Source organism: Pelomonas caseinilytica, assembly GCF_021353235.1.
Taxonomy (GTDB): Bacteria; Pseudomonadota; Gammaproteobacteria; order Burkholderiales; family Burkholderiaceae_C; genus Pelomonas; species Pelomonas caseinilytica.
Genome location: NZ_JAJTWT010000004.1, coordinates 128,351 through 148,758, shown reverse-complemented (window position 1 = coordinate 148,758; position 20,408 = coordinate 128,351). Strand labels below are relative to the sequence as shown.

At 72.6% G+C, this 20,408-nt stretch carries 21 protein-coding genes; 12 read left to right on the top strand and 9 right to left on the bottom strand.

Annotated features, from left to right (window positions below):
• Positions 1-113 precede the first annotated feature (113 nt).
• Positions 114-1,499: a phenylacetate--CoA ligase family protein gene (locus tag LXT12_RS11320; RefSeq protein WP_233392080.1), complete on the bottom strand. Its 1,386-nt coding sequence runs from the start codon at positions 1,497-1,499 to the stop codon at positions 114-116.
• A 177-nt stretch (positions 1,500-1,676) separates the two neighbouring features.
• Between LXT12_RS11320 and LXT12_RS11315 the strand changes: the two genes are divergently transcribed.
• From LXT12_RS11315 to LXT12_RS11285, 7 genes are all read left to right on the top strand, one after another.
• The gene (locus LXT12_RS11315) at positions 1,677-2,168 is read left to right on the top strand and encodes a hypothetical protein (RefSeq protein WP_233392078.1); all 492 of its coding nucleotides are present in this window, start codon (positions 1,677-1,679) and stop codon (positions 2,166-2,168) included.
• Positions 2,168-4,204, top strand: a complete 2,037-nt coding sequence (locus tag LXT12_RS11310; protein WP_233392077.1) for an alkaline phosphatase — start codon at positions 2,168-2,170, stop codon at positions 4,202-4,204. Before LXT12_RS11315 ends, LXT12_RS11310 begins: the two co-directional genes overlap by 1 nt.
• On the top strand, positions 4,201-4,803 hold the full coding sequence (locus tag LXT12_RS11305) for a TVP38/TMEM64 family protein (protein WP_233392075.1): 603 nt from the start codon (positions 4,201-4,203) through the stop codon (positions 4,801-4,803). Before LXT12_RS11310 ends, LXT12_RS11305 begins: the two co-directional genes overlap by 4 nt.
• A 45-nt stretch (positions 4,804-4,848) precedes the next feature.
• Complete coding sequence (locus tag LXT12_RS11300) at positions 4,849-5,988, top strand: MFS transporter (protein ID WP_233392073.1); 1,140 nt, start codon at positions 4,849-4,851, stop codon at positions 5,986-5,988.
• A gap of 61 nt (positions 5,989-6,049) precedes the next feature.
• A complete protein-coding gene (locus LXT12_RS11295; protein WP_233392072.1) occupies positions 6,050-6,817 on the top strand; it encodes a class I SAM-dependent methyltransferase in 768 nt (255 codons plus the stop codon).
• Positions 6,817-7,620, top strand: coding sequence for a DUF2520 domain-containing protein (locus LXT12_RS11290; protein WP_233392069.1), 804 nt, complete (start codon positions 6,817-6,819; stop codon positions 7,618-7,620). The genes LXT12_RS11295 and LXT12_RS11290 overlap by 1 nt, the downstream gene beginning before the upstream one ends.
• A 146-nt stretch (positions 7,621-7,766) precedes the next feature.
• A complete protein-coding gene (locus LXT12_RS11285; protein ID WP_233392067.1) occupies positions 7,767-8,321 on the top strand; it encodes a protein phosphatase CheZ in 555 nt (184 codons plus the stop codon).
• A gap of 12 nt (positions 8,322-8,333) precedes the next feature.
• On the opposite strand, the gene LXT12_RS11280 is transcribed toward LXT12_RS11285, so the two are convergent.
• Positions 8,334-9,155 carry a M90 family metallopeptidase gene (locus LXT12_RS11280; RefSeq protein WP_233392065.1) on the bottom strand — a complete coding sequence of 274 codons (822 nt, stop codon included), beginning with the start codon at positions 9,153-9,155 and terminating at the stop codon, positions 8,334-8,336.
• Positions 9,156-9,272: 117 nt separating this feature from the next.
• Between LXT12_RS11280 and LXT12_RS11275 the strand changes: the two genes are divergently transcribed.
• Positions 9,273-10,442 carry a YbfB/YjiJ family MFS transporter gene (locus LXT12_RS11275; protein ID WP_233392063.1) on the top strand — a complete coding sequence of 390 codons (1,170 nt, stop codon included), beginning with the start codon at positions 9,273-9,275 and terminating at the stop codon, positions 10,440-10,442.
• Here the strand turns inward: LXT12_RS11275 and LXT12_RS11270 are convergent, their stop codons facing one another.
• Positions 10,443-10,688, bottom strand: a complete 246-nt coding sequence (locus LXT12_RS11270; protein WP_233392061.1) for a hypothetical protein — start codon at positions 10,686-10,688, stop codon at positions 10,443-10,445.
• A gap of 64 nt (positions 10,689-10,752) precedes the next feature.
• Between LXT12_RS11270 and LXT12_RS11265 the strand changes: the two genes are divergently transcribed.
• The 3 genes from LXT12_RS11265 to LXT12_RS11255 all read left to right on the top strand — a co-directional run bounded on the left by LXT12_RS11265 (position 10,753) and on the right by LXT12_RS11255 (position 13,470).
• Positions 10,753-12,804 (top strand): S9 family peptidase, encoded by a 2,052-nt coding sequence (locus LXT12_RS11265; protein WP_233392058.1) that lies wholly within the window; start codon positions 10,753-10,755, stop codon positions 12,802-12,804.
• Positions 12,805-12,883: 79 nt separating this feature from the next.
• The gene (locus LXT12_RS11260; protein WP_233392056.1) at positions 12,884-13,075 is read left to right on the top strand and encodes a hypothetical protein; all 192 of its coding nucleotides are present in this window, start codon (positions 12,884-12,886) and stop codon (positions 13,073-13,075) included.
• Positions 13,076-13,119: 44 nt separating this feature from the next.
• Positions 13,120-13,470, top strand: coding sequence for a hypothetical protein (locus LXT12_RS11255; protein ID WP_233392054.1), 351 nt, complete (start codon positions 13,120-13,122; stop codon positions 13,468-13,470).
• On the opposite strand, the gene LXT12_RS11250 is transcribed toward LXT12_RS11255, so the two are convergent.
• The 4 genes from LXT12_RS11250 to ylqF all read right to left on the bottom strand — a co-directional run bounded on the left by LXT12_RS11250 (position 13,460) and on the right by ylqF (position 17,857).
• Positions 13,460-13,984 (bottom strand): hypothetical protein, encoded by a 525-nt coding sequence (locus LXT12_RS11250; protein WP_233392052.1) that lies wholly within the window; start codon positions 13,982-13,984, stop codon positions 13,460-13,462. The two genes, LXT12_RS11255 and LXT12_RS11250, sit on opposite strands and share 11 nt — an antisense overlap.
• Positions 13,985-14,240: 256 nt before the next feature.
• The gene (locus LXT12_RS11245; protein ID WP_233392050.1) at positions 14,241-15,443 is read right to left on the bottom strand and encodes an acetyl-CoA C-acetyltransferase; all 1,203 of its coding nucleotides are present in this window, start codon (positions 15,441-15,443) and stop codon (positions 14,241-14,243) included.
• Positions 15,443-16,837: a wax ester/triacylglycerol synthase domain-containing protein gene (locus LXT12_RS11240; protein WP_233392048.1), complete on the bottom strand. Its 1,395-nt coding sequence runs from the start codon at positions 16,835-16,837 to the stop codon at positions 15,443-15,445. Before LXT12_RS11240 ends, LXT12_RS11245 begins: the two co-directional genes overlap by 1 nt.
• Positions 16,838-16,903: 66 nt before the next feature.
• A complete protein-coding gene (gene ylqF / locus LXT12_RS11235; protein ID WP_233392046.1) occupies positions 16,904-17,857 on the bottom strand; it encodes a ribosome biogenesis GTPase YlqF in 954 nt (317 codons plus the stop codon).
• Positions 17,858-17,963: 106 nt separating this feature from the next.
• Here ylqF and LXT12_RS11230 point away from each other — a divergent pair, with 106 nt between their 5' ends.
• Entirely contained in the window at positions 17,964-18,359 is a 396-nt protein-coding gene (locus LXT12_RS11230) for a cold-shock protein (protein ID WP_233392045.1), read from the top strand.
• A gap of 6 nt (positions 18,360-18,365) precedes the next feature.
• On the opposite strand, the gene LXT12_RS11225 is transcribed toward LXT12_RS11230, so the two are convergent.
• Positions 18,366-18,683 (bottom strand): energy transducer TonB, encoded by a 318-nt coding sequence (locus LXT12_RS11225; protein WP_233392043.1) that lies wholly within the window; start codon positions 18,681-18,683, stop codon positions 18,366-18,368.
• Between the two features lie 29 nt (positions 18,684-18,712).
• The gene (locus LXT12_RS11220; protein ID WP_233392041.1) at positions 18,713-20,260 is read right to left on the bottom strand and encodes a methyl-accepting chemotaxis protein; all 1,548 of its coding nucleotides are present in this window, start codon (positions 20,258-20,260) and stop codon (positions 18,713-18,715) included.
• Positions 20,261-20,408 lie beyond the last annotated feature (148 nt).

Sequence of the window (20,408 nt, the reverse complement as noted above, 5' to 3'; positions counted from 1 at the left end):
CGGGGACGGCGATGCTTGCGGCATTGAGCCGAAAGCATCGCCAGCGCGGGCCGGCTCGGGAGCGGCCCAGCGCTCGGCCCGCAATACGTCGCGTCATGCCGGCCTGACCCCGATCAGAGCCCCACCACCCGCTTGGCCTTGCCGCTGCGTCCGCGCGGGCAGGGCGCGCCGCTGCGGCAGTGGATGCGCACGCCCGGTGCGCCCTGCGTGGACAGGAAGTCGCCCAGGGCCTGGCGGGCCCGGGCGAGCCGGGGCCGGGCCAAGGAGGCGGGCAGGCCGGTGGAGAGCAGCAGCTCGGCCGGACCCTGCTGCAGGAGCTGGAAGTCGAACAGCCCGGCCTCCTCCTCCAGCACCGTGGCGATGGCCAGCGGCACCACCGGCACCGGGCGGCGGCCGGGCAGCTCGAGGTGCAGGGTGTCGTCGTCGCGGCCGAGCACGTCGACGGCGGGCAGGTGCGAGCCGCAGGCGCAGCGGCCGGGCCGCAGCCTGACGCGGTCGCCGAGGTCATAACGGATCAGCGGCTGCACATGGTTGGCCAGGTGGGTCAGCAGCGTCGTCGCGCCCATCTCGCCGGGCGGCACCGGCCGGCCGTCGGCGTCGACGGGTTCGAGGATGACCCAGTCGCTGTTCAGGTGCATCTGTCCGGCACCGCATTCGCTGGCGAGGGTCAGGAACTCGGAGGCGCCATAGCTGTTGACGACCGGCGCCCCGAAGGCCTGCTCGATGTGGCGCCGTGCCGCGGCCGACAGGGTTTCGCCGCCGGTCCAGACCTCGCGCGGTGCATGGGTCAGCCGGCCGGCCCGGTGCTCCTCGGCCAGCAGCACGGCCATGCTGGGATAAGTGGCGATGGCCGCCGGCGCCAGGGCCTGCAGCCGCTCGACGAGCTGGGGCAGGGGCTGCAGGAAGGACAGGCCCCGCAGGCGCTGGCGCAGCCAGGGGTTGAGGCGGCGCAGCCTCTCCATGGAGACGGTGGAGGCGAAATGCCCGTCGGTGGCGCCCACGAAGGCGATGGTGCCGCCGAACCAGGGGTCCAGCGGGCTGCGAGCGGGGCGCAGCTGGCTGCGCCTGAGCCCCTCCAGCGCGTCGTAGGCCGCCATGGCGAAGGCGTCCTGCACGAAGACGCCGGGCTCGCCGCTGCTGCCCGAACTCTCCCAGACGATGTAGCGGCCGGCGAAGGGCGTGCCGATGGTGCCGCGTTCGGCCATGAAGCGGTGGAGGGCCGGCAGCCGCAGCGCTGGGTCGGTCACCCAGTCGTCGAAGCGCCGCATCAGTTCGGCGCGGTGTTGCACAGGTAGCCGCTGCAGGGTCTGCATCGGCGCGCCGAGGTCGTGGCCACGCAGCACGCCGCCGTAGAGGGTGCTGTGGCGGGCGGCATGGGCCAGCAGCTCGCCCAGGCGCCGCCGCTGGCGCATGGCGAGCGCCGCCGCGTCCGCGTGCGAGGCCAAGGCGACGTCGGCCGCGGTCGCGCAGGTCTGCAGGGCATCGAAGGGCGAGAACATCGGCGCGCCTGCCGCTCGGTTGTCGCGGCAGGTCCGCTGATTGTGCGGCGCCCGGGCCGGCATGGGCGGGCGCGTCGCCCGTCGGCTTGTGCTGGGTCAAGGACGGCTTGCCGGAGCGGCGCCGTCACGGCTTTGACACACGGCCAGGCCAGCATACGAGCTTTTGCGAGCCTTTGCATGAGAGCGATCCCCCTGCTGGTGCTGGCCCTGGCCGGGCCCTGCCTGCCGCCGACGGCCCAGGCCCTGCCCCCCGTGGAGCTGGCCTTCGGCGATTTCTTCGTCCGGCCCATCGGCCCGCGCGGCCTGGAGCCCACGGCGCGGCTGCAGGCGGCCAACGGCCGGGAGGTGCGCCTTGTCGGCTTCATGGTCCAGCGCGAGCAGGCCCTGGCGGGTCAATTCATGCTGACGCCGCGTCCCGTCGCCATGGCCGAGCACGCCGACGGCGAGGCCGACGACCTGCCGGCCTCCACCGTCACCGTGCTGCTGCCCGAAGGCCAGCGCGACCGCGTGGTGGCCCACCAGGCCGGGCCGCTGGCCGTGGTCGGCCGGCTCGAATACGGCCCAGCGGAAGACGCGACCGGCCGTGTCAGCTGGCTGCGCCTGCGGCTCGCCGCCGATGCCCTGGACTCGCAGCCTCTCCTTCGCCCGATCCACCCGCAGACCGACTGATGAAACCTCCCTTCCTGCTTCTCGCTCCCGTCCTGGCCCTCCTGGCCGCCGGCAGTGCCGCCGCGGCGCCCGTCGTCACGCGGCTCACGCCGCCGAGCGAACGCTTCGCCAGCGGCCGTGCCGACCCCGTCGTCGCCCGCTTCCTGCCCGGCCAGCGCTTCGACTTGCAGGCCACCGTGCGGCCCGACGCCGGCCAGCGCATCACGGCGGCGCGTTTCTTCATCGATGGCAAGCCCGTCGCCGCGCCCATCGCGTTGCGAGACTGCGCCAGCGGCTGCGTGAAGGGCCTGGCGGCCGAGACCGCCATCGCCACCGTGCGGGCGGTGGGCGTGGAGGCGTCGGGCCGGCATGAATTCAGCGTCGAGGCCACGCAGGCCGACGGGAGCAAGGCCACCGCCACGGGCAACTTCGAGGTCGTGCCTTTCGCCGCGGCGCTGGGCCCCAGGGTGAAGAACATCGTCATCCTGCTCGGCGACGGCATGGGCGCCTCGCAGCGCACGGCCGCGCGCATCGTGCACGGCTATGCCCAGGGCAAGGCGCTGCAGGCGCTGGCCATGGACAGCTTCACGGCCACGGGCTTGGTGAAAACGGCCTCGCTGAACTCCATCGTCACCGACTCGTCGCCCGGCATGACGTCCTACGTGAGCGGCAACAAGAACAACAACAACGAGGAGGGCGTCTTCCCCGACGACACCGTCGACGCCTTCGACAACCCCCGCGTCGAATACCTCAGCGAGTACCTGCACCGCACCCAGGGCAAGCAGCTCGGCATCGTCACCACGGCCGACGTCTTCGACGCCACGCCCGCCGGCAACGCCGTGCACAGCAGCAACCGCGGCGCGGGCACCGGCATCGTCGACCAGTTCCTCGACGACCGCCGCCTCACCGGCCTGACGGTGCTGATGGGCGGCGGGCGCAAGTGGTTCCTGCCGGCCGGCACGCCGGGCTCTGCCCGCACGGACAGCAACGACTACGCCTTCTCGGCGACCGACCCGCACACGGCCGAGATCGTGAAGCGCTGGGGCGCTGCGGCCGGGACGCTGGACAAGGGCCGCGACCTGATCCGCGACTTCCAGGCCGCCGGCTTCGGCTATGCCGCCACCAGGGCCGACCTCGACAAGGCCGACCCTGCCCGGCCGCTGCTCGGCCTGTTCGCCTTCTCCAACATGAACGTGGCGCTGGACAAGATCAACGGCCGCCGCGGGACGGAGAAGAACGGCCTGTCTGGCGGCAGCGTCGTCGAGGACTTCGGCCTGCCCGACCAGCCCATGCTCGACGAGATGGCGGCCAAGGCCCTGGCCGTGCTCAAGCGCTCGCCCAAGGGCTTCGTGCTGATGGTCGAGGGCGCCTCCATCGACAAGCAGGCCCACAACATGGACACCGAGCGCTGGATGCTGGACACGCTGGAGTTCGATCGCGCGGTGCGCGTGGTGCAGGACTTCGCAGCCGAGCAGGGCGACACCCTGGTCATCGTCACCGCCGACCATGAATGCTCGGGCGCGGCGCTGATCGGCGGCTCGGTGGTCACCGACGCCCGCCTGGCCGAGCTGGCCGCCAAGAAGGGCGTGGCCAACCTGCGCAACAGCGTCGTCGGCGTCTACGAGAAGGCCGGCTTCCCGCACTACCGCCTCGCCGCCGACGGCTATCCCGAGACCACCGACATCGACTACCGCCTGCTCGTCGGCTACGGCGCCAACGCCGACCGCCACGAGGACTGGCGCACCAAGCGCACGCCCCAGCGCGACGTGCAGCAGCCCTTCGCCGCCGAGGCGCCGCTGAAGTGGTACCCGGCCAATGCGCTGGAGCGCGACGATGCGCTGGGCGACTACCTCGTCACCGGCCAGGTGCCGGGCGAACAGGCCGTGCACACCGCCACCGACGTGCCGCTGTCGGCCTACGGCCCCGGCGCGCTGGCCTTCACCGGCGTGATGGACAACACCGACGTCTTTTTCAAGCTCGCCCAGGCGGCAATGAAGGGCGTCGTCGCGCCGGCCGATACTTCGGGTTCCCGCAAGCCGCCCAAGCCCAAGCGTTGACCCCCCGCGACACCGCCCCGCCCGCGCCCGCGGCCCGCCCGTGGCGGCGGCTGGCGGCGGTGCTCGTGGTGCTGGCCCTGCTGTGGGCGGTGTTCGAGTTCACGGGCCTGCGGGCCCGTATCAACCCGCAGGCGCTGCGCGAGGTGTTCGCCGAGCACCGCGCCTGGGGCTTCGCCGCCTTCACGGCCCTGTTCGCCCTGGGCAACCTCATCCAGCTGCCGGGCTGGATCTTCCTGGCCTCGGCCGTGCTGGCCCTGGGCCCGGCCTGGGGCGCGCTGGCCACCTTCAGTGCCGCGCTGGTCTCCTGCGTCGTCACCTTCTTCGTCGTGCGAGCCTTCGGCGGCCAGGCCCTGCGCGAACTGCCCGGTCCGCTGGCCCGGCGGCTGTTCGCGCGGCTCGACGCCCACCCGGTGCGCAGCGTGGCCCTGCTGAGGCTGGTGTTCCAGACCGTGCCCGCGCTGAACTACGCCCTGGCCCTGTCGGGGCTGCGCTTTCGCCACTACATGCTGGGCACGCTGATCGGCCTGCCCGGCCCCCTCGTCGTCTATGCGGCCTTCTTCGACACGCTGGCCTCGTGGATGGGCTGGGCCCTGCATTGACCCTCGGGCGGCAGGGCCCGGCACGGCTGGCGATGATGCGCGCCCATGGATGCATCGACCCCTCGCCAGCTCTGGCTGCTGGCCCTGGCCAATTTCGTCATCGGCATGGGCGCCTTCGTCGTCGTCGGCGTGCTGTCGCCGCTGGCCCAGGCCTTCGGCGTGACGCGGCCCGAGGCCGGCGCGCTGATGAGCGTCTACGCCGGAACCTATGCCGTCGCCTCGCCGCTGCTGGTGGCGGCCACCGGCCGGCTGGACCGGCGCCTGCTGCTGGTGCTCGGCCTGGGGCTGTTCGGCCTGGGCGCCTTGGCCGCGGCCCTAGCGCCCAGCTTCGGATGGCTGCTCGCGGCGCGGGCGCTGATGGCCCTGGGCGGCGGCCTCGTCACGCCGGTGGCGGCGTCGGTCGGCGTGGTGCTGGCCGGCCCGGGGCGGCAGGGGCAGGCGCTGGCCATCGTCTTCGGCGGGCTGACGCTGGCCCAGGTGCTGGGCGTGCCGGCCGGCGCATGGCTGGGTTATGCTTTCGGCTGGGCCTCGGCCCTCGCGGTGGTGGCGGCGCTGGCGCTGCTCGGGCTGCTGGCCGTCGCGGCGGCGCTGCCGCGCGGCATCCGCGTGCCGGTGGCCAGCCTGGCCAGCCTGGCCGGCGTGCTGCGCAGCGGCCGGCGCATGGGGGCCGTCGCCTTCACCGCCCTTTTCATCGGCGCCCTCTACGTCTGCTACACCTTCCTGGCGCCGCTGCTGGAGACCCTCTACGGCCTGAGCCGCGACGGCGTGACGGGCATGCTGGCGCTGTTCGGCCTGGGCGCCGTCGCCGGCAACGCCATGGGCGGGCGGCTGACGGACCGCATCGGCCCGCGCTGGACCCTGGTGCTGCTCTGCCTGGCCCAGGCCGTGCTGATGCCGGCGCTGACGCTGCCCACCTGGCCGCTGGCGGTCGTCGGCGCGCTCATCTTCGTCTGGAGCGTGTTCGCCTGGAGCTTCATGGTGCCGCAGCAGGCGCGGCTGGCGGCACTGGACCCGGTGCAACTGCCGGTGCTGTTCGCGCTCAACGCCTCGGCCATCTACGTCGGCGCCACGCTGGGCTCGGCCCTCGGCGGCGCGGTGCTCAAGGGGCCGGGCCTGCACGCGCTCGGCCTGTTCGGCGCGGCGCTGATGGCGCTCGCATTCGCCTCGCTGGCCGCGGGGCGCTGACCTTCGTCACGCCCTCGCGCGCCGCCGCATACTGGACGCCCAACTCAGGAGACACCTGCCCATGAAGACCTGGCTCGCCGCCACCCTCGCCCTCGCCGCCGCAGCCGGCGCGCAGGCGCAAGCCGCCGACCCGCTGAAGGCCGCCGTCGCTTCCGACCACCGCAGCGTCGGCAACGTCGCGCGCGACACCTGGCGCCACCCCTACGAGACGCTGAGCTTCTTCGGCATCAAGCCCACCGACACGGTCGTCGAGCTGTCGCCGGGCGGCGGCTGGTACACCGAGATCCTGGCGCCCTATCTGCGCGAACAGGGCCAGCTCTACGCGGCCGACGGCGGCAGCGCCCGCTTCAAGGCCAAGATGGAGTCGCTGCCCGTCTACGCCAAGGTCAGGATCACGAGCTTCGACCCGGCCAAGGGCCTGCTGGACATCGCCCCGCCGGGCAGCGCCGACGCGGTGCTGACCTTCCGCAACGTGCACAACTGGATGGGCGGCGGCACGGCCCAGGCGGTCTTCGACGCGGCCTTCAAGGCCCTCAAGCCGGGCGGCGTGCTCGGCGTGGAGGAGCACCGCCTGCCGGCCTCGCGCACCCAGGACCCCAAGGCGCCCACCGGCTACGTGCAGGAGGCCACCGTCATCAAGCTGGCGGAGACGGCCGGCTTCAAGCTCGCCGGGCGCAGCGAGGTCAACGCCAATCCCAAGGACACGGCCGACCACCCCGAAGGCGTGTGGACCCTGCCGCCGACCTATGCGCTCAAGGACAAGGACAGGGCCAAGTACCAGGCCATCGGCGAGAGTGACCGCATGACGCTCAAGTTCGTGAAACCTTGATGGCGCGCCGCCACGCGGTGATCGGTTTCGGGCGCCTCGCGCGGGCGCTCGTGCCGGCGCTGCGTGCGGCGGGGGAGGCGGTCGTCGTCGGCCGCCGCAGGCCGGGCGACGGCGAGGCGGAGCCGGCAGACGCGGCCCGCGCGGCCGACTGGGTGTGGCTGACCGTGCCCGACGACCACATCGCCGCGACGGCGGCATCCCTGCCCTGGCGGGACGGCCAGCTGGCCTTGCACTGCAGCGGCGCGACGCCCCTGGCGGCTCTGGCCCCGGCGCCGGCCGCGGCGGGCTTCCATCCGCTCAAGCTGCTGGCGGGGGATGCCGGCCTGGCCGGCGCGCATGTCGGCATCGAGGCCGATGACGCGCATCGGCCGGCGCTGGAGGCGCTCGCCCTGGGCCTCGGCCTCGTGCCGCTGGCGCTGCCCTGCCCGATGGACGCCCGCGCGCGGGCCGCCTACCACGCGGCGGCGAACCTGGCGGCCAGCGGCGTGCTGGCCGTGCTGGCCGAAGCCAGCGCCCTCTGGCAGGCGGCCGGCCTGGCCGGCGACCAGGCCCTGCCGGCCCTGCTGCCGCTGACCCGCGGCGCCCTGGACACGGCCTTGGCGCGCGGCCTGGCGGGCGCCGTCTCGGGCCCCGTCGCACGCGGTGACGTGGGCGTGCTGGCGCGGCACCTGGATGCCTTGCTCGCGGCGGGCCTGGAGGCCGACCTGCTGTTCGCGCTGGGCCGGCGCCAGCTGGCCCTGGCGGAGGCCGCCGGCCGGCTGGACGAAGCCCAGGCCGCGGCCCTGCACGCGCTGTTGCGCTGACGGCCGGCAGGTGGCGCCAGCCGCCCGCGGCGGGTGTGACAAAGGCCTCGTTCGCGCCTCGCGGACAGGGGTGCGGTGCACGGGCCGACGCCTAAACTGGTTCGTGCTCCCGTCGCTGTTGCCGGGGGCGCCCAGGGAGTGATTCCATGTCCGACGCCTCCATCCAGACGCTGATCCGGGCCGACGCGGCGCAGATCCTGCACAACGTGGTCGACGAGCTGCCCGACGCCCGCGAACGCCTGGCCTATGTGCGCAGCATGACGGAGCAGGCGGCCACCAAGGTGCTGACGCTGGTCGAGGCCGCCGCGGAGGATGCCGAGGCCGTGCGCAAGAAGGGCCGCGAGCTGTCCGATGCGCTCAACCGCCTGGCCCTGTCCACCAACATCAGCCAGGACCGTGCCCGCCACCTGATGAAGCTCTGCGCAGCCTACGCTGCCGACGCGGCCAGCTTCGCCTCCCGCGAGAAGTCCCTGCACACCGAGATCATGATGTCGCAGGACTTCCAGGATCTCTCCGGCCAGGTCATCAACAAGGTCAGCCGCATGCTGGAGCGCGCCGAGCCGCCGCTGCGCGACCTGATGCAGTCCCTGCCTCCTCCGCCCGAGCCCCTGCAGACCGACGAACTGCACGGCGTGCAGACGCCCGACAAGGCGCTCAAGCAGGACGACGTCGACGACCTGCTCGCCTCGCTGGGCTTCTGAGCCCGGCTGGCGTCAGGCCCAGCCGGCGGGGTCCAGCCGGTAGTAGCCACTCAGTTCGGCGTACAGGGCCGGATGGCCGGCGGCCAGCTCGACCGGCCGCTCGAAGAACAGCTCGCTGACGACGGCGAAGAACTCCGCCGGTTCGGTCGCCGCATAGGCATCGATCAGCCCCGGCTCGCCGCGCGCCAGCCGCCAGCGCAGGGCATCGAACTCGTTCTGCATCACCGTCGACCAGCGCCGGTAGGCCTCGGCCGTCGGCAGGGCGGGGGCGCCGTTGGCCGGGCCGCCGGCCTGGTCGAGCTGGTGGGCGAACTCATGGATGACGACGTTGTGCCCGTCTCCCGGCGTGGCGGCGCCGCGCCTGACCTCGTCCCAGGCGAGCAGCACCTGGCCCTGGCTCCAGCTCTCGCCGGCGAGCACGCGGCGCTGGTCCGACAGCACGCCGCCCGACTCGGTCACCGGGCGGTCCACGACGAAGGCCGTGGGATAGAGCAGCACCTGGCGCAACTCGGGATAGAGGCCGCGGGCCGCGCCGAGCAGCGGCAGGCAGGCGAGGGCGGCGATGGTGACGCGCATCTCGTCCGTCACGCGCAGGCCGCGGCAGCCGATGATGGGCTTCTCGGCCAGGAAGACCTGCATCAAGCCTTTCAGCCGCAGCTGCTGGCGGGCGGGCAGGCGGGCCACCAGCGGCACGTGGCGGCGCAGCTGGCGGCGCCAGGCCGGCGGGAAGGGCCGGCCGGCGATGCGCTGCCGGCGCCGCCACACCCACAGCGGCCACAGGGCCACCGCGGCGGCGGCCAGCAGGACGAGACAGAAGGCGATCAGCAGTGGCATGGCGGACGGTCCCGGGCCGGTCGACCCGCGTGGCATCCACCCCAGCTGGGGCTGGCGGCCCGCCTTGCAAGCCCCGCCGAAACCCCGGTGGCGCCCGGCTCGCTTAACCTGCGGGCCATGCCCGAGTCCGCCCCGATCTCCCGTCTGCAGGCCTGGCAGGTGCTGCTGGGCGGCATCTGCGCCCTGGTGCTCACCATCGGCCTGGCCCGCTTCGCCTACACGCCGCTGCTGCCGCGCATGCATGCCCAGGCCGGACTCGGCGTGGCCGACGGCGGGCTGCTCGCGGCCATCAACTACGCCGGCTACATGAGCGGCGCCCTGCTGGCCGCATGGATAGAGAGCCCGGCCTGGCGCCAGCGCCTCTACAGCGTGGCCCTGCCGCTGGCCCTGGTCATCACGGCGCTGATGGGCTGGAGCTCGAGCTTCGGCGTCTGGGCGGCGTCACGCTACGTCGGCGGCCTGTGCGGCGCCGCGGGCATGCTGCTCGGCTCCGGCCTGGTGCAGGGCTGGCTGATGCGCTCGGGGCACCGGCCCGAGCTGGGCCTGTATTTCATCGGACTGGGCCTGGGCGTGGCGGTGTCCGCCCTGGGCGCCATGGGCATGACGCGGCTGGACCTCGACTGGGCCGCGCAGTGGCAGGGCTTCGCCTTGCTGGGCCTGGCCTTCCTGGTGCCGGCCTGGCTCTGGCGGCCGCCGGTACCGCCGCCGGTCGTCAAGGCCGCCGCCGGCCGCGCGCCGAGCCGGCAGTGGATGGCCCTGATGGTGGCGGCCTATTTCTGCGCCGGCTGGGGCTTCGTCATCAACGCCACGTTCACGGTGGCCATCGTGGAGAAGCAGCCGCTGCTGGCCGGCCAGGGCCCCTGGGCCTGGCTGCTGGTCGGCCTGGCGGCGACGCCGGCCGTCTTCCTGTGGGACCGCGTGGCCCGCCGCACCGGCGACGTGGGCGCCTTGCTGATCGCCTTCGGCCTGCAGATCGTCGGCGTGCTGCTGCCGGCGCTCTTCGACGGGCTGGCCGCGGCCCTGCTCGGAGCGCTGCTCTACGGCGCCACCTTCATCGGCATCGTCAGCCTCACGCTGGCCCTGGTGGGGCGGCGTTCGCCGTCCAACCCCGGCAAGGCCATGGCGCGGCTGACGCTGAGCTATGGCGTCGCCCAGGTCAGTGCGCCGGCGCTGACCGGCCGCATGGTGGAGGCCAGCGGCAGCTTCCATGCCGCGCTGTGGCTGACGGCCGCCGTGCTGGCCGTGGGGGTGGCCTGCCTGCTGGCGGTGAGCCGCGTCAGGCCCTGATCAGCGGCCGGGGGCCTGGCCGCCCGGCGGTGTGGCGCGGACGCTGTCGCCGAAGCTCTGGGCTTCGGCCCTTTCCTTGTCTCGCTGCTCGGCCGAGCGGCAGTGCTTGCTCGTCATGTGGCTGCCCGTGCGGATCTCGCGCTCGCAGACGACGCCGGGTTCCTCGGCCGAGGCGGTTTCGGCCGGCGGCATCGGGGCGCAGGCGGTCACGAGGAGGGGGAGCAGGGCGAGCAGGGAACGGAGCATGACAAGAGGATGTTGTTTTAGGGCGCCGGAGAATAGCCCGCACCTGACGGACCAACCCAGTGACATGAGACACCTGCTGACAACCCTGATGCTGACCCTGGCGACGGCCTTGCCGGCCCTGGCCCAGCCTGCGCCCAGGCCCTTCGACGCCGAGGCGGCCAATGGCCTGCAGCGCCTGGTCGAGCCGGAGATCTCGCCCGACGGGCGCTGGGTCGTCTACGGCCTGAAGACGGCCGACGTGGAGAAGGACAAGTTCTGCACCGACCTGTGGCTGGCGCCCACGGCGGCGGGCGGCACGCCGCGCCGGCTCACCTTCTCCTGCGAGGTCGCCGGCAAGCCGCACTGGATCGGTCCGGCGGGGGAGGCCATCGCCTTCCTGGCTGCGCGGGGTGGCGACGACGAGCGCAAGAAGGGCGCCCAGCTATGGCAGCTTCCGGTGGCAGCGGCCGGCGAGGCCGAGAAGCTGACGGCGATTCCCGGCGGCATCGAGGACTACGCCCTGTCACCCGACGGCAGGCGTGCCGCCCTCGTCGTCATGGACGAGGCGCCCGACCCCGAGGCCATCGCCGGCTGGAAGCGCAAGACGGCCTTCCCCATCGTCATCGACGCCTTCCATTTCAAGCAGGATCGCGAGGGTTATCTGGAAGGCCGGCGCAAGCACCTTCAACTGCTCGAGCTCGATGGCCGGCAGCTGCGTGTGCTGACTCAGGGCGAGTACGACGAGGCCGCGCCGGCCTGGAGCCCCGACGGGCGCCGGCTCGCCTTCCTCAGCAACCGGGCGCCGGAGCGCGACCGCACCGAGGCCACCGGCCTCTTCGTCATGGACGCGCAGCCCGGTGCCGCGGCCCGGCAGTTGGCCACGCTGACGACCGACAACGACGACGCCCACCCGGCCTGGAGCCCCGACGGCCGCTTCATCGCCCTGGCCACGGGCGACGACGTGAAGTGGAGCGCCTACCAGCAGTGGCGCGTGGGCGTGTACGACACCGCCAGCGGCGCCGGGCGCGTGCTCGGCAGCCTCGACCGCGGCTGGCAGCCGCAGCTGGCCTGGACGCCCGACGGCAGCGGCGTCGTGGGTGTCGTCGACGACGACCGCCACAGCCAGCTCGCCCGCATCGCGCTGGCCGATGGGCGGGTCGAGCGCCTGAGCGGGCCCGGCTCGGCGGCGCAGGCGAGCGTCGCGCGCGACGGCCGCATCGCCTACCTGGCCGGCGCCTGGAGCCAGCCGGCGGAGCTGCAGCTGCTGGAGCCCGGCGCCGCCACGCCCCGGCCGCTGACGACCCACCACGCCGCCTGGCGGGCGGGGCTGGTGCTGTCCGTCGGGCGCGAGTTCTCGGCCCGCAGCGCCGACGGCACCGAGGTGCACGGCCTGCTGGCCCTGCCGCCCGGGGCCCGGCTGCCGCTGCCCACCGTGCTGCTCATCCACGGCGGCCCCAACGGGCAGGACACCCACGACCTCGGCCCGCGCGGCGTCATGCGCGAGCGGCTGGTGGCTGCAGGCTATGCCGTGCTGCAGGTCAACTACCGCGGCAGCAGTGGCCGGGGCCGCGCCTTCCAGCGCGCCATCTTCGGCGACTGGGGGCATCTGGAGGTGCAGGACCTGCATGCCGCGGTGGACTGGGCGGTGGCCCAGGGCATCGCCGACCCGGCGCGGCTGGGCGTCGGCGGCTGGAGCTATGGCGGGCTGCTGACCGACTATCTGATCGCCACGGACGCCCGCTTCAAGGCGGCGGTCAGCGGTGCGGGCAGCGGCAACCAGCTCGGCATGTTCGGCGTCGACCAGTACGCGGTGCAGTACGAGCGCGAGATGGGCGCGCCCTGGGCGCAGCGCGAGCGCTGGCTGAAGGTGAGCTACCCCTTCTTCAAGGCCGACCGCATCCGCACGCCGACGCTCTTCCTCGGTGGCGAGAAGGATTTCAACGTGCCCATCGCCGGCGGCGAGCAGATGTACCTGGCGCTGAAGATGCTGGGCGTGCCGACGCAGCTGGTCGTCTACCCAGGGCAGTTCCACGGCCTGTCGCTGCCGAGCTACCAGCGCGATTGGGAGGCCCGCTTCATCGCCTGGATGGACCGCCACCTGGGGACGCGCCCGCAGCAAACTTCGGCCACGAAGTAACTCCCTGTGACGGCGTCATCCGCCAGCGGGTGCCGGCGGTTAGAGGGTCACGGCCGCCGTCGCGGCCCGGAGACCCACCATGAAACGACTGGCTCTGGCCATCGCCCTGATTTCGTCGGCCCTGCTGTCGGGCTGCATCGTCGTGCCGGCGCACCGCTACGGCTACTACCGTGGCGGCGCCTACGGCGAGTACCACGGCGAGCGGGGGGACTACCGGGGCGACTACCGTGGTGATTACAGGGGCGACTACCGCGGCTACGGCCCGCGATGAAACCTGAGGACGACCGCCGCCGTCGCGCGGCTTGGGAGACACCGATGAAACGACTGCCCTTACCCTTCACCCCGGCCCACGCCGTCGCCCTGGCGGCGGCCGTGCTGCTGTCGGCCTGCGTGGTGGTGCCCGCCCACCATGCGGGCTATTACGAGGCCGCGCCGGCCGTCGTCGTCGACGCTCCGCCGCCGGCGCCCTATGCGGAAGTGGTGCCGGTGGCGCCGTATCCCGGCGCCGTCTGGATCAACGGCTACTGGGGCTGGAGCGGTGGCCGCCACTACTGGGTGCCGGGCTACTACGAGCGGGCCCGGCCGGGCTACCGCTACGAGCCGCACCGCTGGGAGAACCACGGCGGGCGCTGGCATCTGCGCGTCGGCGGCTGGATCAGGCTTTGAGCGGACCGTCGTCGGGCGGCAGGGCGGCCGGCCGGCTGGCGGCCCAGAGCTGCTCGGCCTCGACGTAGGCGTCCTCGCTGAGCTCCAGCACCTCCACCGACTCGATGACGGTCGGTGTCGGCGGGTTGAAGGCGCGCCGGGCCGGGGCGGCGGGGGCGGCGGCGTCGACGGCCGGCGCCTCGCGCGACTGCTGCAGTGCCCGCAGGCGCGAGGCCAGCAGCGCCAGCGGCTGCGAGGCCGACGACTCCGCCAGCATCTCCGCCTGCAGCGCCGCGCGGGCGAGCACGCGACCCGGCAGGCCGCGCAGGCCCGGCCAGCCGGCCGCGCCCAGCGTTTCATCCACCAGCACCAGCTCGCGCAAGGCCAGAGCACCGTCGGCCAGGGCCAGCAGTTCGGCGCGCAGGTCCGTGCGCAGCGCTCGCAACTCGGGGTCGGCGGTCGGCGCGCGACGGCGTTCGACGAACGTCAGCCGTGGCAGGCCGCGCCGCCAGCCGAGCTTGAACGGCCTTCGCATCACGCCCTGAAGCCAGCGCCAGCCGTCGCGGCCAGCCTCCTCGGGTGGCCGGCGCCTGTCACGCGGCGGTCCCGAACTCGTGGTGCCAGGCGCCCCCCTGGCATGACTGGTATGCATGCAGCCCTCCATCGCCCGGGCCCCGCCGCGAGCGGCGGGGATCGGGACGGCGATTCTCGGCATGCACCGCCCGATGGAGGAGTCATGAACTAGGGAGGCCGCCTTGTTTCGGCGACACGGCCTTGAAACCGGGCCGGGTTCAGACACGCTCGATCAGGGTGGCGATGCCCATGCCGCCGCCGACGCACAGGGTGACGCAGCCGGTCTGCTGGTCACGGCGTTCGAGTTCGTCGAGCAGGGTGCCGAGCAGCATGGCGCCGGTGGCGCCGAGGGGATGGCCCAGGGCGATGGCGCCGCCGTTCACGTTGACGCGCTCGGGGTCGAGGCCGAGGTCGCGCGCCGTCTTCAGCGGCACGGCGGAGAAGGCTTCGTTGATTTCCCACAGGTCGACGTCGGCGGCCTGCATGCCGGCCTGGCGCAGGGCCTTGAGGCAGGCCGGCGTGGTGCCGGTGAGCATGAGGGTGGGCTCGCTGCCGGTGACGGCGGCGGCGCGGATGCGGGCGCGCGGCTTCAGGCCCGCGGCCTCGCCGCCGGCCCGCGAGCCGACCAGCACCAGGGCCGCGCCGTCGACGATGCCGGAGGAATTGCCGGCGTGGTGGCGGTGCTCGATGGCGGCGGCTTGCGGATACTTGCGCAGGGCCAGGGCATCGAGCCTCGCGCCCAGCTTCACGAAGGACGGAGTCAGCGCGGCCAGGGTCTCGGCGGTGGTCTGCGGGCGGATGGTCTCGTCCTCGGCCAGCAGCAGGGTGCCGGCCTCGTCGTGCACGGGCACCAGGGCGGGCGCGAAGCGGCCTTCGGCCCGGGCCGCGGCGGCGCGCTGGTGGGAGCGGGCGGCCCAGGCATCGAGTTCCGCGCGCGAGAAGCCTTCCAGCGTGGCGATGAGGTCGGCACTGATGCCCTGGGGCACGAAGCCGATGGCGTCGATGACGCGCTCGTCCTGCAGCCAGGCGCCGCCGTCGCTGCCCATGGGCACGCGGCTCATGCTCTCCACGCCGCCGGCGACGACCAGGCGCTCGAAGCCGCTGGCGACCTTGGCCGCCGCAAGGTTGACGCTTTCCAGCCCCGAGGCGCAGAAGCGCGACTGCGTGATGCCGGCGACGGACTCGGCCCAGCCGGCGTCCAGCACGGCGATGCGGGCGATGTCGCCGCCCTGTTCGCCCACCGGGGTCACGCAGCCCAGCACGACGTCGTCCACCAGGGCGGTGTCCAGCCCCGTGCGCTCGCGCAGGGCCTGCAGCAGCGTGCGCACCAGCCAGATCGGCGTGGCGCGGTGCAGGCTGCCCTCGGGCTTGCCCTTGCCGCGCGGCGTGCGGCAGTGGTGGAAGAGGTAGGCGTCCAGCATCAGGCAATCCCCACGGCGGCTTCCAGGGCGGCGATCTCTTCCTCGACGTAGCCCGCGAGCCGGCCGAGGTTGGGCAGGGCGTCGGTCGCGATGAGGCCGAAGTAGAGGGTGCCGGCGTAGCTGAAGAGGGTGATGTTCATCAGGTGGGTCGCGGGCATGGTGGACAGCGGATGCATCTCGCGCAGCTCGGCGCCCTTGAGGTAGAGGGTGTGCGAAGGCCCCGGCACGTTGGAGACGAGGGTGTTGCCCAGCGGTGTGACCTTGTCGGCCAGGTTGAGCATGCCGGCGATCTGGCCGAGCAGGCCGGTGAGGATGGTGTAGGTCTCGACCGCCTCGGGGGCGACGGAGTCGATCATGGACCTGACGTTGCGCAGCGAGTAGCCGACGTTGCGCAGCCGCACGTAGGCGTCGTCGGTGGGCGGGGACAGGTCGACGAGGATGATGCCGATCTTGTTGCCCGCGCCTTTCTCGCCTTCGCGGCGCAGATTGACGGGCATCTGGATGGTGATGGGCCGGTCCAGCGCGATGCCTTCGTCGGCCAGGTAGCGGTGCATGGCACCGTCCAGGCAGGTGAGGGCCACGTGGTTGAGCGTGGCGCGGGCGACCTTGCGGATGGCGTCGATGCGGGCCATGGGCACCGCAGCCGTGGCGAACTGGCGGCCGGGCGTGGCATTGCCGGTGAAGGGCGTGTCGCCGCTGGCCATGAAGGGCAGGGCGATGGCGTTCTTGGTGAGCTTGACGGCTTCCAGCGCCAGCATGGCGGTGAGCCGCCCGATGCCGACGGCGCGCTGGCTGTTGGCGGTGAGCTGCTTCCAGACGGTGCCGGCCACGGCCTGATCCAGCCGCTTCTTGCGGCCACGCGCAGCGGCGTGGCGGCTGTGGTCCAGCGTCCAGACCGGGGTCACGGCGAGGTCGTCGGGCGTGGTGCGCAGCGACTCCACGCCCCAGCGCGCCATGGTGATGCCGTCGGCCACCGCGTGGTGCATCTTGTAGTAGATGGCGAACTGGCGGTCCCAGAGGCCGGCGATGACGTGGACCTCCCACAGCGGCCGGCTGCGGTCGAGCATGGGTTCGTGCAGCCGGGCGGCCAGGGCGTACAGGGCCTCGCGGTCGTTGGCGCCGCGCTTGAGGGTGTGGAAGAAGACGTGCTGTGCCAGGTCCACCGACTCGGCGCGCTCCCAGCTCGGCATCAGGCCGGCCGACAGGAAGCGGATGACCTGATCGAAGGGCGGCTGCACCTCGGTGTGGGTCAGGAACTCGTCGTAGAGCTCTCGCGCGAACCGCGGGCCGGCGCCCTTGGGCAGGCGGTGGATGTGCAGGCCGGCGACGTGCTTGGGGCTGGCCTCGTTCTCGGCGATGAAGAAGGCGAGGTCAAGCAGGGAGAGTCGGCTCATGGGACGGGGGCGCAGTGGCGGTCGGGCCAGCATAGGCGCGCCCCGCGCCGGCTCACAGCCGGGGAATCACGCGTCTCCGCTGGAGGCCGCCCGGCGCCCGCTGCGGCGCTCCTTGTCGGCGGCTCTCTCGGCTTCGCGCTCGGCGGCCTCGCGGGCCTCCTCCTCGGCGGCGGCCTGGCGCCAGGCCGTCATCTCCTCGGGCGTCTCCAGCGTGATGCGGCCGAGCAGCCCCTGGCGGAAGTCGGCCAGCAGGGCTTCGGCGGCCTTGTGCATCTGCACGCCGCCGCCGCGCACCTTGGCGCCGCGCTTGAGGCCGATGGCCTCAAGCACGGCGTCGTCGGTGCCGAGCTCCGCCAGGCCGAAGCGCTCCTTCAGCCGTTCGGGGTAGTGGCGGCGCAGCACGGCGATCAGCTCCAGCGCCACCTCCTCCTCGTCGAAGGCATTGCGGCCGATGGCGCCGCTGGCGGCCAGGTGGTAGCCGCTTTGCGTGACCGAGATGCGCGGCCACAGCATGCCGGGGGTGTCGAAGAGGTAGAAGCCGTCTTCCAGCACGATCTTCTGCTCGACCTTGGTGATGCCGGGCTCGTCCCCCGTCTTGGCGGCGCGGCGGCCGACCAGGGTGTTGATCAGGGTGCTCTTGCCCACGTTGGGGATGCCGCAGATCAGCACGCGCATGGGCTTGTCCAGTCCGCCGCGGTGGGGCGCGAGTTCGCGGCAGGCCTTGACGAGGGCGCGGGCGGGCGCCTTCTCGCCGGCGTCCAGGGCGATGGCGCGGGTGTGGGCCTGGGCGTCGTAGTGCTCCAGCCAGCGGGCCGTCATGGCGGGGTCGGCGAGGTCCTGCTTGTTGAGCACCTTGAGCGAAGGCCGGCCGGTCGTCAGCGCGGCCAGCAGCGGGTTGCTGCTGGAGCCGGGCAGGCGCGCGTCGAGCAGCTCGATGACCACGTCCAGACCCGCCTTGACGCGATCCTTGATCGCCTGGCGGGTGGCGTTCATGTGGCCGGGAAACCAATGGATGGGCATGCGCTGCGAGATTGGGGGCTTGCAAAGGGGGCATTGTCGGGCTTACATCCCGTTTCGGCGGCCAAGGCGGCCTCCCCCAAGATTTCAGGATTGCGTGAGGGGCGGTATGCGATTCGAAGGAGTGCTGAGCGCGTGGAACCAGGACGCCGGCTACGGGGCCATCCGGCCGCGCGGAGGCGGCGAGGAGGTCTTCGTCGGCCTCGCGGCCTTTCCCACCGACGGCGAGGGCCCGCGGCTGGACGAGCCCCTCAGTTTCGAAATTGTGACGGCGCGTGACGGCCGCAAGCAGGCGGTCAACCTGAAGCGGCTGAAGGCGGCGCCCTTCAGCCCCGCGTTGCGCGAGGCGACCGGCGTGGGCCGCGCCCGGGTGCGGCGGGCGCAAAGAAAACGGCGCCTGGGCCTCGCGGCCGGCGGCGCCGTTCTCGCCTTGGTGCTGGTGGTGGGCGGGATCAAGCTCTGGCCGCCCGGCGCGAAGCCGGGCGAGGTGGCGACCGCCCGTTGATAGTCCTCAGTCTTCGTTCTTGAAGACGAGCTTGACTTCGTGGGTGGCCTTTTCGCCCGGCTCGAACTTCCACTCCATCAGGGCCGACTTCACGGCGCGGTCGAAGACGCGCTTGGGTTCGGCTTCGACGATCTCGACGTCGCTCACCTTGCCGTCGGCCTCGATGGTCAGCTTGGCCTTGACGACGCCGGTGGAGATGCCCTTCTGGGCAGCCTCGCGCGGGAAGTCCGGCGGTACCTTCTTGACCACCTTGGGGGTGGCGTGGGCGGCGAGGGCCAGCATCAGGCTGGCGGCCAGGACGGTGGCGGAACGCAGTAAGGACATGGCGAACCTTTGCAAGTGGGAAAAGGGGTTCAGGCCGCGCGGAAGAAGCCGACGGCTTCGATCAGCCGGGTCGAGCTGTCGCGCAGGGCGTCGGCCGAGCGGCTGAGTTCGCCCACCAGGCTGGTGTTCTGCTGGGTGGCCTTGTCGAGTTCGTTCATGGCGCCGTTGACGACGCCGACGCCGGAGGCCTGCTCCTGCGCCGAGTGCGAAATCTCCTCGATCAGCTGGCCCATGTTGTTGACCTCGTCGACGACGCTGCGGATGGTCACGCCGGCGTTGTTGACGAGGGTGGTGCCGTTCTCGACCTTGACGGTCGATTCCTGGATCAGCACCTTGATCTCCTTGGCGGCGCCGGCCGAGCGCTGGGCCAGGGCCCGCACCTCGGCGGCCACCACGGCGAAGCCGCGGCCATGCTCGCCGGCCCGCGCGGCTTCCACCGCGGCGTTCAGGGCCAGGATGTTGGTCTGGAAGGCGATGCCGTCGATGACGCCGATGATGTCGCCGATCTTCTTGGAGCTGGCGCTGATCTCCTCCATGGTCTCGACGACCTTGGAGACCACGGCGCCGCCGTTGCTGGCCGACTGGCGGGCCGTCACGGCGATGCCGGCGGCGCGGCGGGTCAGCTCGCTGGCGCCCTTGAGCGTGGAGGCGATCTGCTCCACCGAGGCGGCGGTGTTCTGCAGGCTGGCGGCGGAGCGCGTGGTGCGCTCGGCCAGGTTGGTGTTGCTGTCGGCGATGGAGCCGGAGTTGGAGGCGACCTCGCTGGCGGCGGTGGACACGTCGCGCACGACGCCGGAGAGGGCGGCCTGCATGTCCTTCATGGCCTGCAGCATCTGGCTGAGCTCGTCGCGGCCCTCGACCTGGATGTCCTGCGTGAGGTCGCCCGCGCGGATGGCCTCGGCAGCGGCCTGGGCCTTGCGGGCCGGCCCGACGATGGAGCGCGAGATGACCAGGAAGCCGCCGATGCCCAGGGCCACCGCGACGGCGACCAGCACGACGGTCAGCATCACCGAGGAGCGGGCCAGCTCGCCGCCCTTGGTGGCCAGCTCCTTGCCGCTGTCGAACTGCATGTCGACCAGCTTCTTGATGCCTTCCTGCAGCGCGGCCTGGGCCGGGCGCAGGTCGGTGATCAGGCTCTCGCGGGCCTCGTCGGGCGTGCCGTCGGCCTGGATCTTCTGGAACTTCTCGAGGGCGGCCAGGAACTTGGTCTTGCGCTCGCGGACCTCGCCCGCGACCGTCTTCTCGCTGCCCTCGGCGGCGGCGTCTTCCAGGCTCTTGAGCTGCTTCTCGGCCTCGTCGATCGCGCCGGCGATGGCGGCCTTCTGCTTCTTGATGGCGCCGGCCGTGTCCAGCAGCAGCAGGTCGCGCACGGCGCGCGAGATGATGTTGACCTGGCTCTCCAGGCCGTTGGCGGCGGCGATCTTGACCAGGCTGGAGTTGGCGGTGCGGTCCAGGTCCTTGGCCAGCCGGTTGGCATTGGTCGCGCCGAAGACGCCGATGGCGACCAGCAGCACGATCAGCAGGCCGAAGCTCACGGCGAGGCGCTGGCCAATGCGCAGTTGCGTCAGGAAGTTCATTGCAATGAGGTCCTTGTCCGGTGATCCCGGGTGTCGGCGGCCGGATGCCGCGCTCTAACCAACGATGACTTCAGGCCTTGCGGCCCTGGTTTTTCGGCCTACCCGACGGCCGCCGCGCAGTGTGTCCCGACCTGTGACCATTTGCTTC

Coding starts and splice junctions, on each gene's coding strand:
- LXT12_RS11320 (WP_233392080.1), bottom strand. CDS start 1,499: ATGTTCTCGCCCTTCGATGCCCTGCAGACCTGCGCGACCGCGGCCGAC.
- LXT12_RS11315 (WP_233392078.1), top strand. CDS start 1,677: ATGAGAGCGATCCCCCTGCTGGTGCTGGCCCTGGCCGGGCCCTGCCTG.
- LXT12_RS11310 (WP_233392077.1), top strand. CDS start 2,168: ATGAAACCTCCCTTCCTGCTTCTCGCTCCCGTCCTGGCCCTCCTGGCC.
- LXT12_RS11300 (WP_233392073.1), top strand. CDS start 4,849: ATGGATGCATCGACCCCTCGCCAGCTCTGGCTGCTGGCCCTGGCCAAT.
- LXT12_RS11295 (WP_233392072.1), top strand. CDS start 6,050: ATGAAGACCTGGCTCGCCGCCACCCTCGCCCTCGCCGCCGCAGCCGGC.
- LXT12_RS11290 (WP_233392069.1), top strand. CDS start 6,817: ATGGCGCGCCGCCACGCGGTGATCGGTTTCGGGCGCCTCGCGCGGGCG.
- LXT12_RS11285 (WP_233392067.1), top strand. CDS start 7,767: ATGTCCGACGCCTCCATCCAGACGCTGATCCGGGCCGACGCGGCGCAG.
- LXT12_RS11280 (WP_233392065.1), bottom strand. CDS start 9,155: ATGCCACTGCTGATCGCCTTCTGTCTCGTCCTGCTGGCCGCCGCCGCG.
- LXT12_RS11275 (WP_233392063.1), top strand. CDS start 9,273: ATGCCCGAGTCCGCCCCGATCTCCCGTCTGCAGGCCTGGCAGGTGCTG.
- LXT12_RS11270 (WP_233392061.1), bottom strand. CDS start 10,688: ATGCTCCGTTCCCTGCTCGCCCTGCTCCCCCTCCTCGTGACCGCCTGC.
- LXT12_RS11265 (WP_233392058.1), top strand. CDS start 10,753: ATGAGACACCTGCTGACAACCCTGATGCTGACCCTGGCGACGGCCTTG.
- LXT12_RS11260 (WP_233392056.1), top strand. CDS start 12,884: ATGAAACGACTGGCTCTGGCCATCGCCCTGATTTCGTCGGCCCTGCTG.
- LXT12_RS11255 (WP_233392054.1), top strand. CDS start 13,120: ATGAAACGACTGCCCTTACCCTTCACCCCGGCCCACGCCGTCGCCCTG.
- LXT12_RS11250 (WP_233392052.1), bottom strand. CDS start 13,984: ATGCGAAGGCCGTTCAAGCTCGGCTGGCGGCGCGGCCTGCCACGGCTG.
- LXT12_RS11245 (WP_233392050.1), bottom strand. CDS start 15,443: ATGCTGGACGCCTACCTCTTCCACCACTGCCGCACGCCGCGCGGCAAG.
- LXT12_RS11240 (WP_233392048.1), bottom strand. CDS start 16,837: ATGAGCCGACTCTCCCTGCTTGACCTCGCCTTCTTCATCGCCGAGAAC.
- ylqF (WP_233392046.1), bottom strand. CDS start 17,857: ATGCCCATCCATTGGTTTCCCGGCCACATGAACGCCACCCGCCAGGCG.
- LXT12_RS11230 (WP_233392045.1), top strand. CDS start 17,964: ATGCGATTCGAAGGAGTGCTGAGCGCGTGGAACCAGGACGCCGGCTAC.
- LXT12_RS11225 (WP_233392043.1), bottom strand. CDS start 18,683: ATGTCCTTACTGCGTTCCGCCACCGTCCTGGCCGCCAGCCTGATGCTG.
- LXT12_RS11220 (WP_233392041.1), bottom strand. CDS start 20,260: ATGAACTTCCTGACGCAACTGCGCATTGGCCAGCGCCTCGCCGTGAGC.